The sequence below is a fragment of the Raineyella sp. genome (assembly GCF_034933565.1).
Classification (GTDB): domain Bacteria; phylum Actinomycetota; class Actinomycetes; order Propionibacteriales; family Propionibacteriaceae; genus Raineyella.
Window position 1 is genome coordinate 1 of the sequence record NZ_JAYFNG010000008.1, and the last position, 11,527, is coordinate 11,527.

Annotated in this window: 7 protein-coding genes; 1 reads left to right on the forward strand and 6 read right to left on the reverse strand. The window is 74.1% G+C overall.

Going from position 1 to position 11,527, the window contains the following annotated elements; translation table 11 throughout:
* Positions 1 to 56: 56 nt before the first annotated feature.
* Positions 57 to 1,166 (reverse strand): hypothetical protein, encoded by a 1,110-nt coding sequence (locus VB059_RS02370; RefSeq protein ID WP_323420424.1) that lies wholly within the window; start codon positions 1,164 to 1,166, stop codon positions 57 to 59.
* Between the two features lie 92 nt (positions 1,167 to 1,258).
* Between VB059_RS02370 and cobN the strand changes: the two genes are divergently transcribed.
* Complete coding sequence (gene cobN / locus VB059_RS02375; protein ID WP_323420425.1) at positions 1,259 to 5,083, forward strand: cobaltochelatase subunit CobN; 3,825 nt, start codon at positions 1,259 to 1,261, stop codon at positions 5,081 to 5,083.
* A gap of 34 nt (positions 5,084 to 5,117) precedes the next feature.
* On the opposite strand, the gene VB059_RS02380 is transcribed toward cobN, so the two are convergent.
* From VB059_RS02380 to hemG, 5 genes are all read right to left on the reverse strand, one after another.
* The gene (locus VB059_RS02380) at positions 5,118 to 6,482 is read right to left on the reverse strand and encodes a threonine/serine exporter family protein (RefSeq protein WP_323420426.1); all 1,365 of its coding nucleotides are present in this window, start codon (positions 6,480 to 6,482) and stop codon (positions 5,118 to 5,120) included.
* Between the two features lie 157 nt (positions 6,483 to 6,639).
* A complete protein-coding gene (gene cobF, locus VB059_RS02385) occupies positions 6,640 to 7,410 on the reverse strand; it encodes a precorrin-6A synthase (deacetylating) (protein WP_323420427.1) in 771 nt (256 codons plus the stop codon).
* Positions 7,411 to 7,462: 52 nt separating this feature from the next.
* A complete protein-coding gene (locus VB059_RS02390; protein WP_323420428.1) occupies positions 7,463 to 8,098 on the reverse strand; it encodes a serine esterase in 636 nt (211 codons plus the stop codon).
* A 188-nt stretch (positions 8,099 to 8,286) separates the two neighbouring features.
* Positions 8,287 to 9,822, reverse strand: a complete 1,536-nt coding sequence (locus VB059_RS02395; RefSeq protein ID WP_323420429.1) for a cobyric acid synthase — start codon at positions 9,820 to 9,822, stop codon at positions 8,287 to 8,289.
* Entirely contained in the window at positions 9,822 to 11,315 is a 1,494-nt protein-coding gene (gene hemG / locus VB059_RS02400) for a protoporphyrinogen oxidase (protein ID WP_323420430.1), read from the reverse strand. The genes VB059_RS02395 and hemG overlap by 1 nt, the downstream gene beginning before the upstream one ends.
* Positions 11,316 to 11,527 lie beyond the last annotated feature (212 nt).

Below are 11,527 nucleotides of genomic sequence, written 5' to 3' on the forward strand. Positions count from 1 at the left end.
GTCGGTGTCGTAGTCGTAGCGCCGGGGCGGGCGGGCGGGCAGGGTCATGGGCGCGCTCACGCCCGCAGCTCGGCCAGGGCGGTGGCCAGGTCGGCGGGGGCCAGCAGGTCGACGTGCTCGCCGTGCGGTTCCCCGCAGCGGCGGTCGCAGCCCGAGACGTGCACCGGCCGGCGGATGATCGACGGGTCCTGGCGGGCCGCCTCGACCAGCGCGTTCGCCATCGACACGGTGTCGATCGCGGACTTCACGCAGTTCGGCAGGCCGGTGCAGGCGCTGATCGAGGCCCACGGGTCGGCCGGGTCGACGACGTAGCCGGCGGCGGCGTACGCCTCGGCGTCCTGCGCGCCGCCGGGGATGAGCACCTGGCGCCACGGGGTGAGGGTGACGTCGGCGAGCACCGGCAGGGCGCGGATCATCTCGCCGGTGAACAGGCCGAGCGGCACGCCGGCCAGCAGGTCCTCACCGTACGTCCCGACCGGGAGCGGGCCGGTGACGCGGATCGGCCGGTCGGTCTGGTCGGGGATGTCGTCACCGAGCCGGTAGGCCAGTTCGCGGGAGTGCCAGACCGGACGCTCGGTCTCGGTCCGGGCCATCTGGACCTCCTGGGCGAGGGCCAGCATCGCCGAGGGGGCATCGGCCCGGGAGATCTCCCAGGCCCGGCCGTTGTCGAGGGCGACGATGCCGTGATCCTCGTCGAGGGCCTGGTAACAGACGTCCCACGGCTCGCCGGCGACGTCGCCGGTGCCGTTGTCGAAGGCCCACATGAAGCGGCCGGCGAGCTGCTCCAGCAGCGGGATCTCCTGCAGCTCCTCGTCGAGCTCTGCGACCATCGGCTGCAGGTCGATCGCGCCCATCGGGGAGCACAGCACGTTGCGGACCAGCTCGTGCGTCGGCGGCACCAGACCGGTCGCCCGGACCGCGTCGGCGATCTCCTCGGGGACCGACCCGTCCGCTTCGAGCGGCAGGCCGCGGACCTGCAGGTTGGTGCGGGTGGTGACCTGCACCCGGCCGTCGCCCCAGCGCTCGGCGATGCCGAGCAGGTGGCGCAGCACCGCGGTGGGGATCCGGCCACCGGGCTTGCGCACCCGTACGATCGCGCCGTCGCTGGCGCGGAACGGACGGGTGAGACCCGGGCAACGGTCGATCAGGGGGCGAGGGTCACTCATGGCACATATCCTACGTGCGCCGTAGACGGATCCGTGCCACGGGCGTTCCGCTCCGGGGACCCCACGGCGACCCGGCTGGCTAGGCTCGGCGGGTGCCGACGATCGCCCTGCTGTCCACCTCCGACACCGACCTGCTCTCCGCCCGCGCCAGCGGCGCCGACTGGGTCTGGGCCAACCCGACCCGGGTCGACGAGGACGAGGTGGCCCGACTGGTCGCCGCGGCCGACCTGGTGGTGTTCCGCTTCCTCGGCGGCCCCCAGGAACTGCCCGCCACGTACGCCACCGCCCGGGCCGCCGGCCGGCCGCTGGTCGTCCTCGGCGGCGAGCAGCGCCCCGACGCGGCACTGATGGCACTGTCCACGGTGCCGATCGGGGTGGCGGCGCAGGCCCACGTCTACCTCGCCCAAGGGGGCGCGGAGAACCTCCGGCAGGTGCACGGCTTCCTCTCCGACACCGTGCTGCTCACCGGCGAGGGGTTCGAGCCGCCCGCCGAGCAGCCGTTCTGGGGGGCGCTGCGCCAGCCGGGTGAGTCGGGCGAACCGGGGCGGTCGGGCGACGCAGCTCCGTCCGGCGTCGGCGGTGCGGGCCCTGCCAGCACCGAGCTGACCCGGCCGCGGGTCGGCATCCTCTTCTACCGGGCACAGTGGGCCGCCGGCAACGTGGCGTACGCCGAGGCGCTGGCCGACGCGGTCGACGCCGCCGGGGGCGTCGGGGTGCCGATCTTCGCCGCCTCGTTGCGGGAGGCGCCGGCCGACCTGCTCGCGCACCTGGGGTCGTACGACGCGCTGGTCACCACCGTGCTCGCCGCCGGCGGCACCCGCGCCGCCACCGCCCAGGCCGGCGGCGACGACGAGTCCTGGGATGTCGACGCGCTGGCCCGCCTCGACGTGCCGATCCTGCAGGGGCTGTGCCTGACCTGGAGCCGGGAGTCCTGGGCGGCCTCCGACGAGGGGATGACACCGCTGGACGTCGCCTCGCAGGTGGCGGTGCCGGAGTTCGACGGGCGGATCATCACCGTCGCGTTCTCGTTCAAGGAGGCCGACGCCGACGGGCTGCCGCACTACGTCCCCGACCCGGAGCGGACCCGCCGGGTCGCAGAACTCGCCGTCAACCACGCCAGGCTCCGCCACATCCCGCCGGCCCGGCGCCGGATCGCGATCGTCCTGTCGGCCTACCCGACCAAGCACGCCCGGATCGGCAACGCGGTCGGCCTGGACACGCCGGTCTCGCTGATCCGGTTGTTGCGGGCGCTGCGCGCGGCGGGCTATGACGTCGGCGCGCCCGGCGAGATCCCCGGCACCGAGGCGTACGAGGACCTGCTCGCGCGCATCGGTGAGGTGCCCGAGGGCGAGGCGGAGGACACCACCCGCGGCAATGCGCTGATCCACGCCATCATCGAGGCCGGCGGCCAGGACGAGGACTGGCTCACCGCCGAGCAGCTCTCCGGCCAGCCGATCCGCATTCCGGCCGCGCGCTACCGGGAGTGGTTCGCCGCGTTCCCCGAGGCGCTGCGCGCGGCAGTGACCGGGGCCTGGGGCGAGGCGCCCGGCGAGCTCTTCGTGGACCGCGGCCACACCGGCTCCGGCACGGGTCCGGGCTCCGGCACGGGGACCGGCGCCGAAGACCCCGGCGCGGGGTCCGGGGCCTCCGGTGACCCGGACGGGGAGATCGTCGCGGCCGCGCTGCGCGCCGGGAACGTGGTGATCATGGTGCAGCCGCCGCGCGGCTTCGGGGAGAACCCGATCGCCATCTACCACGACCCGGATCTGCCCCCGACCCACCACTATCTCGCCACCTATCGCTGGCTGGCCGAGGACTTCGGCGCCGACGCGATCGTCCACCTGGGCAAGCACGGCAACCTCGAGTGGCTGCCCGGCAAGAACCTCGCCCTCTCCCCGGCCGACGGTCCGGACGCGGCGCTCGGCGCGCTGCCGGTGGTCTACCCGTTCCTGGTCAACGACCCGGGCGAGGGCACCCAGGCCAAGCGCCGGGCGCACGCGACGATCGTCGACCACCTGATCCCGCCGATGGCCCGCGCCGAGACGTACGGCGACATCGCCCGGCTGGAGCAGCTGCTCGACGAGTACGGCAACGTCTCGGCGATGGACCCGGCCAAGGCCCCCGCACTGCAGGCCGAGATCTGGACGCTGATCCGGGCCGCCCGGATGGACGCCGAGCTCGGCCTCGACGACCGCCCGGAGGGCGACGCCTTCGACGAGTTCGTGATGCACATCGACGGCTGGCTGTGTGAGATCAAGGACGTCCAGATCCGCGACGGCCTGCACGTGCTCGGCCGCGTTCCGCAGGGGGAGGAGCTGGTCAACCTGGTGCTGGCGGTGCTGCGGGCCGGGCAGGTCTTCGGCGGCGCGGTGAACGCCGTGCCGGGGCTGCGCCGGGCGCTCGGCCTGGCCGACGACGCCCCGCTGGCCGAGGTGGACCGGGTCGAAGGCCTGGCACACGCGCTGGTCGCCGGCCTGGCCGCGCGCGACTGGGACGCCGGCGCGGTGGCGGAGGTGGTGGCAGCGGTGCTGGGTGTCGACCGGGCCGCCGGCGACCCGGGCACCGCCGAGCTGACCGCGGTCGCCGCGTCGTTGCGGTTCGCCTGCGAGGAGGTGGTGCCCCGGCTGCGCGGGACCGCGGGCGAGATCGACGCGGTGCTGCACGCCCTGGCCGGCGGCTACACCCCGGCCGGCCCGTCCGGCTCGCCGCTGCGCGGCCTGGTCAACGTGCTGCCGACCGGGCGCAACTTCTACTCCGTCGATCCCAAGGCGATCCCGTCGCGGCTGGCGTACGAGACGGGGTCGGCGATGGCCGAGTCGGTCGTCGCCCGCTACCGGGCCGAGACCGGGGCCTACCCGCAGTCGGTCGGCCTGTCGGTCTGGGGCACCTCGGCGATGCGCACCTCCGGCGACGACATCGCCGAGGTGCTCGCGCTGCTCGGTGTCGTGCCGCGCTGGGACGAGGCCTCCCGGCGGATCACCGGTCTCGACGTGGTGCCGCCGGCCGAGCTCGGCCGGCCGCGGATCGACGTGACCGTACGGATCTCCGGCTTCTTCCGGGACGCGTTCCCGCACGTCATCGCGATGCTCGACGACGCGGTGCGGCTGGTGGCCGGCCTCGACGAGGCGGACGAGGACAACTACGTGCGGGCCCACGCCCGGGCCGATCGCGCCGTGCACGGCGACGAGCGGCGCGCCACGACGCGGATCTTCGGCTCGAAGCCCGGCTCGTACGGGGCCGGCATCCTGCCGCTGATCGAGGCCGGCAACTGGCGCACCGACGCCGACCTGGCCGAGGTCTACACGACCTGGGGCGGTTACGCGTACGGCCGCGACATGGACGGGCGGCCCGCCCGCGACGACATGGAGGCCAACTACTGCCGCATCCAGGTCGCCGCGAAGAACGTCGACACCCGTGAGCACGACATCGCCGACTCCGACGACTACTTCCAGTACCACGGCGGGATGGTCGCCACCGTCCGCGCGCTGACCGGCGCCGACCCCAAGGCGTACGTCGGTGACTCGACCGTGCCGGACGCGGTCCGCACCCGGTCGCTGGCCGAGGAGACCGCCCGGGTCTTCCGGTCGCGGGTGGTCAACCCGCGCTGGATCGCCGCGATGCAGCGGCACGGCTACAAGGGGGCGTTCGAGCTGGCGGCGACCGTCGACTACCTGTTCGGCTTCGACGCGACCGCCGGGGTGGTCGACGACTGGATGTACGAGCAGCTGGCCGGGTCGTACGTGCTGGACGAGGACACCCAGGCGTTCCTGCGCCACGCCAACCCATGGGCGCTGAACGGGATCATCGAGAAGCTGCACGAGGCGGCCGACCGCGGCCTGTGGGAACAGCCCGATCCGGAGCTGCTGGCCCGGATGCAGGAGGTCTACCTCGAGGTGGAGGGCGACCTGGAGGAGTGAGTCGGCGGGGCCGGCCGGTGCTGCCGGGGCCGGGTCAGGCCCGCCGGTGGGGCCGCAGGACCCGGCCGACCATCTGCCAGGTGGTCGGCGGATCGGCCCGGGTGAACGCCCACTCCGGATCGGTCAGCATCCGCGCCCCGGACAGGCCGGCGACCATCGCGATCACCACCAGCACGGTCGACACGCCGTTCTGCATCGCCTGGACGACGTCGGCCTGGTCGAAGTAGATCAGCGTCCGCAGCGCCGCTGATCCGGGGATCGACACCAGCACCGTCGGCACGGTCATGATGATCTTCTCCATCGAGAACATCCGGGCCGCGACCGCGCACAGCAGGCCCATCAGGAAACACCCGACGAAGGTGGCCACATGCGGCTTCACGCCGTTCTCCAGCATCAGCAGCCGGGGCGTGTTGCCGATGATCGCGACCACCCCGGAGGCCAGCGCCATCCGCCACGGGGAGTTGAACATCGTCGCCCAGCCGAACACCGCGAAGAAGCTCGCCGCCAGCAGCGCCACCCGGACGACCACCGGGTGCCCGGCCAGCGGCGGCACCGCGGCGGGTGAGACACCGCTCAGGGTGGCCACGCCCCACACGCCGATCGCCATCGCGAGCAGCACCAGGGCCGCGTACATCAGCCGCGGGATGCCGGTCAGCAGGTCGATCCGGGTCAGGTCGAGCCCTGCGGTGACCAGCGGGAAGCCCGGGATCAGGAAGATCGCGGCACAGACCAGCCCGGCCGCCATCCGCGGGCTCGGGCCGCCCAGGGCGAGATCGAGCAGGTCGGTGAAGCCGACGTACAGTCCGGTCGCGGTGGCCGCCGACATCATCACCACCGCGAGGTGGTTCAGCTGCCAGCCGGTGAACGTACGGTGCAGCCGGTACGCGATCGCGGAGGCCGGCAGCACCGCGAGCACCTCCCGCCAGCTGCCGTTGCTGAGCACCGTCACCGACCCGCAGGCCAGCGCGACGAGCAGCACCAGGCCCCAGGCCGGGTAGAGCCGTGGGGTCCGTTCGATCTCGTCGAGCATCGCGTCCACCTCGGAGACGCCGGCCCGCCGCGGCAGGCCGTGGGCCAGCCGTTGCATCATCGCGATCCGGTGGGCGTTCACGCCCGGGGCGTTGATCTCGGCGACCTGGGTGCGGAAGATGGTGCGCCGCTGCACGGTGAGGACGATGTCGGTGAACGTCACCTGGGCGGTGATCCGGCCGATCCCGACCGTACGGGCCACCGCCTGCATCACCTCGCGCACCCGCAGGCCGGAGGTGCCGGCGACCAGCATCATGATGCCGGCGCGCAGCACCACGTCCGAGCGCCGGATCAGATGGGTCGGCTCCAGTGCGTCCTCGTCCTCGTGCTCGTCGAAGGTCGATTCCTGGTCGGGGTCGCAGATCTGCACGGACCCACGTTAGGGGGTGGCCCGGCCGCCGGGGGGGCGGGGGAGGGGCGTCCCGGTCGGGACTCCCGGATGCAGAGGCTCAGGGTGTCGCGGAGCTCAGGGCGCAGCAGGGTGCAGCGGGGGCCGGCGTGCAGCACGGGCCAGGGTGCAACAGGGCTCAGGGGCGCAGCAGGTAGGTGTCCATCACCCAGCCGTGCTCCTCGCGCAGCCGGGTGCGCAGCTCCGCCAGCTCGTCGATCACGTCGGCGAGGCGTCCGCGGCGCAGCACCTCGTGCGGCCCGCCGAGGTAGGCGCCCCAGTAGATGGTCAGGTCGGGGTAGCGGTCGACCAGCTCGCGGCAGGTGAGGTAGCCGTCCAGCATGACGACGACGTCGCCGAGCCGGGGATCGTACTCCTCGACCAGCCGCCGGCCGGTGGTGATGTGGATCGAGGCGCCGATCCGGTTCAGCGGGATGGCGTGGCGGGCCGCCAGCAGCTGCGGGGCGCTGATGCCGGGCACCACCCGTACCTCGAACGGGCCGCACTGCGGGCGCAGCCGGTCGACGATCCGCAGTGTGGAGTCGTAGAACGCCGGGTCACCCCAGACCAGGAAGCCGACCGTGGCGTCGGCGGGCAACCCGTCGATGATGTCGGCGTAGGCACGGACCCGGGCCCCGTGCCAGTCCCGGACGCCCGCCCCGTACGCGGTGGTGTCCCGCTCGGCGTCGGGGCCGCGCTGCGGGTCGGGCACCTCGACGAAGCGGTACGGGTGGGCGTCGCCGATGAAGTGCTCGCACAGGGCCCGCCGGGCCTCGACCAGGTCGTGCTTCACCTCGCCCTTGTCGGCGACGAGGAACACGTCGACCTCGCGGAGGGCCGCCGCCGCCTCGTACGTGACGAGGCCGGGGTCACCCGTGCCGATGCCGATCACCTGGACTGTGCTGACCATGCGGTCATCCTCCCACCCGTCCGTGCGGCCGCCGGAGCCACGTCCCCCCGCGTCAGGACTCGGCCGCGACCCCGGTCAGGAACGCCGCGATGTCGCGCCCCTCCTCGGCACTGATGCCGTGGCCCATGCCCCGGTAGGTGTGTTCCGCCAGGTCGGCACCGGACTCCTCGACCAGCCAGCGCCGGCTGCGGGCCATCAGTTCCGCGGGGATGACCGGATCGGCGGGGTCGTTGCCCCAGAAGACCGGCATGCCGGACAGCAGCCCCTCCGGCGCCTCGAGCCCGGCGTCCCAGGGGAGGGTCCCGGAGAGCAGGACGGCGCCGGCGAAGCGGTCCGCGGCGCTGAAGAGCAGGCCGCCGCTCATCGCGGCGCCCCCCGAGAAGCCGAGCAGGACGATCCGGGTGTGTTGTTCCTCGACGGTGCCGAGCCACTCCAGCAGTGCCGCCGCGGTCTCCTTGATCGAGGACTCGAGCGGGCGACCGATGCCCCGGTTCTCGAACCAGGTCCAGCCGCCGTCGACCGGGACCGGGCCCCGCGGGGCGACCAGCGTCGCGGCGTCGGGCAGCAGCGTGGCGAGGCCGAGCATCGAGCTCTCGTCGCTGCCGCGGCCGTGCAGTGCAACGACGAGGGTGGTGCCGACGCGCTCGGCTTCGGGGCGCGACCAGACGGCAGTGGTGATCCGGGACATCAGGGCTCCTCCAGGTGGGCTTCTGTTTCAGGTCCGGGTCGCGACTGATCGCTCTCCCGACCGATGACGACGATGGGTCGTCCGGGCGATCGGGGTGACGGCGATCGGGGCGGCGCAGGGCGCAGGACCGCTCGAACGGCAATCCTCCCATCGTTGTCGGCAGCGGGCGAGTGCCGCTCTGTGTGGCGTCAGCGGGTCCGGCCCAGCACCAGCTCCAGCAGCGCCGGGGCGTGTTCCTCGACCGCGTCGGCGAGGGTGTCGATCATCGTCTCGCGGCGCGCGTCGAAGCCCGGCGCCGCCGGATCCGGCCGCCAGGCAGATCCCGACACGTCAGCGATCTCGGTGAGGAAGGCGCGCCGGAACGCGTCGTCCTCCATCGTCCCGTGCCACATCGTGCCGTACACCGCCCCGGCCCGCGCCCCGTCGAGGAACCGCTCCGCGCCCGCGTCGACGGTCGCCACGCCGTGGTGGATCTCGTAGCCGGTGACCGTACGCCCGTGCCAGGACCCGGTCGGCCGACCGAGCGACTTCTCGGCATGGAACACCGTGTCGGCCGGCAGCAGCCCGAGCCCGGGAACGGTGCCGGTCGAGGCTGTCCCGGAAGTGGTGGTGCCGGTCGAGGCTGCCCGGAGGGAGCCCGTCGCCGGCGAGGGGCCCGTCGCCTCGACGCCGTCCGGGTCGGCGATCGTACGGCCCAGCGCCTGGTAGCCGCCGCAGATGCCCAGCACCGGCCGGTCGGTGGCCGCGCGGGCCGCCAGCACCGCCCCGATGCCGGTCGCCCGCAGCCAGGCCAGGTCACCGAGCGTCGAGCGACTGCCCGGCACGACCACCAGGTCGGCCGCGGCCAGCACATCAGGACGGGTGGTGACGGTCAGGTCGAGGCCCGGCTCGGCGGCCAGCGCGTCGAGGTCGGTGGCGTTGGAGACCCGCGGCAACCGGACCACCGCGACGGTCAGCCGCGGCCCGGCGTCGCGCACCGCGGACGCCGGGGAGCCGACCAGCAGGGTGTCCTCGCTGTCCAGCCAGACCCCGTCGAGCCACGGCACGACGCCGAAGCAGGGCAGCCCGGTCCGCGCGGTCAGGGTGTCCAGCCCGGGCCGCAGCACCTCGACGTCGCCGCGGAACTTGTTCACCAGGTAGCCGGCGAGCAGTGCCCGGTCGGCGTCGTCGAGCAGCCCCCAGGTGCCGTAGACCGCGGCGAGCATGCCACCCCGGTCGATGTCGCCGACCAGCGCCACCGGCAGCCCGAAGCGCCGGGCCAGGCCCATGTTGACGTAGTCGCCCTCGCGCAGGTTGATCTCCGCCGGCGACCCGGCGCCCTCGCAGATGATCAGGTCGTACGCCGCGTCGAGCGCCTCGTACGCCGCCCCGGCCGCCTCGATCAGGGCGCCCCGCCCGTGCGCGTACTCGCCCGCCTCGAGCGTGCCGTACGGCCGGCCGCGCAGCACCACGTGGGAGCGGCGGTCGGTCGAGGGCTTCAGCAGCACCGGGTTCATGTCGACCGTCGGGGTGACCCGCGCCGCGCGGGCCTGCAGCCACTGGGCCCGGCCGATCTCCCCGGCGCGCCCGTCCGGCCCGTCGACCACCATCGAGTTGTTGGACATGTTCTGCGCCTTGTACGGCGCGACCCGGACCCCGCGGCGGGCCGCGGCCCGGCACAGCCCGGTGACCAGCAGCGACTTGCCCGCGTCCGAGGACGTCCCGGCGACCAGCAGCCCGGCCATCAGGCGAGCGCCGCGGCGATCGCGGTCGCGGCGGCCTGGCCGGAGCGGACGACCGCCGACATCCCCATGCCGTCGATGCCGGCGCCGGCCAGGGCCAGCCGCGGCAGACTCGTCGACAGGGCGGTGCGCACCGCGGCCACCCGGGCCGGATGGCCCACCTCGCACTGCGGCATCGCCGGCCAGCGGACCACGGTGGAGTCCAGCACGTCGGCGCGCACCCCGGTGGTGCGGTGCAGGTCATCGAGCAGGCGGGCGGCGAGCTCGGCGTCGTCGAGCTCGTCGACGACGTGCAGGCCGACCCGGCCGGCCGAGATGCGGACCAGGAACGCGTTGTCGTCGCGGCCGTCGGCGGTGCGCCGCAGATGCGGCCACTTGGTGCCGAGGAAGGTCGCCGCCTTCATCGTCCACGGGGCGTCGGAGGGCAGCAGGATGCCGTTCGTCTCCGGTGTGGCGCGCAGCGGGAACCGGTCCCCGGCAGCGTGGTGGAAGACCTGGTCGGCCGTCAGCGCCACGATCAGGTTGACCACCGACGCCGAGCGCTGCTCCCGCAGCGGCTCCGCGGCGCGGGTGAGCGGGCCGAGCAACCCGGCCGTCACCGGGGTCGGGGTGGCGAGGACGATCGCGTCGGTCTCGTAGCCGCCCGCGGTGGTGCGGACCTGCCAGCGGCCGGCGGCACGGACGATCTGGCGCACCTCGACGCCGCGGGCGATCCGTCCGCCGTGGCCCTCGATGTCGGAGGCCAGGGCGTCGACGAAGGTCTGCAGTCCGTCGGCCCAGCTGATGAACGACGGCCCGCTGGTGGTCGGCCGCGGGGCGCTGCGGCGGATCAGCGAGGTCCGGTGCTCGGCGGCGCCCACCAGCTGCGGGGCGGTGCCGCGCAACGACAGCCGGTAGACGTCGCCGCTGTGCAGGCTGCCGAGCAGCGGGTCGACGAACCGCCGGACCACCTCGTGGCCGAACCGGCCGGCGAGGAAGTCGCCCACGCTGACGTCCCGCTCGGGCGCCAGCGGCGGCGCGAGCCGGGCCAGCACCGGCTCCATCCCGGCGCGCACCAGGCCGGGCAGCGACAGCATGCCGGACTGCAGGACCGGGCGGATCCGGCTCGGCCCGGTGGGCCCGAGGCCGGCCGGCATCGGCTGGGCGCCACGCGGATGACCCAGCAGGGTGTGGCCGTGGTGGGAGCCCAGCGGGTCGTCCCACAGACCGAGGTCACGGACCAGCGCGGACAGGTGTGGTGGTGCCACATGGATCGCCTCGGCGCCGACGTCGACACGACGATCGGCGAAGTCGACCGTCCGGACCTGGCCACCGATCCGGTCGGAGGCTTCGACGACGGTCACCCGCGCGCCCGCGCGCACCAGGTCGCGGGCGGCCACCAGGCCGGCCACCCCGCCGCCGATGACGATGACGTGCCCGGTCGGACGGTGCGTGCCGCCACGCGCGGGGCCGGCCGCGGACGGAGCGGGGGCGGTCTCGGACAGGGAGGTCTCCATGCCTGCAGGCTACCGGGGATGTGTGACGGTCGCCGGGCCGGGCGTGGCGCCCGACCGGCCCCGTACGGTCGCGTCCACCGGACGTCGCACACCATCCGGTGCCACGATGGAGGACAGGCGTGATCCGGATCACGGAACGCGGATGCCCCGGATTGTGGGGATCCGCCAATGAAGGGTCAGGGGTTTCTGTCGCACCCCCTTCCTGACGTGCA

Bases quoted from the DNA above. Each gene is read 5' to 3' on its own strand.
- VB059_RS02370 (WP_323420424.1), bottom strand. From the start codon at position 1,166: ATGAGTGACCCTCGCCCCCTGATCGACCGTTGCCCGGGTCTCACCCGT.
- cobF (WP_323420427.1), bottom strand. From the start codon at position 7,410: ATGGTCAGCACAGTCCAGGTGATCGGCATCGGCACGGGTGACCCCGGC.
- VB059_RS02390 (WP_323420428.1), bottom strand. From the start codon at position 8,098: ATGTCCCGGATCACCACTGCCGTCTGGTCGCGCCCCGAAGCCGAGCGC.
- VB059_RS02395 (WP_323420429.1), bottom strand. From the start codon at position 9,822: ATGGCCGGGCTGCTGGTCGCCGGGACGTCCTCGGACGCGGGCAAGTCG.
- hemG (WP_323420430.1), bottom strand. From the start codon at position 11,315: ATGGAGACCTCCCTGTCCGAGACCGCCCCCGCTCCGTCCGCGGCCGGC.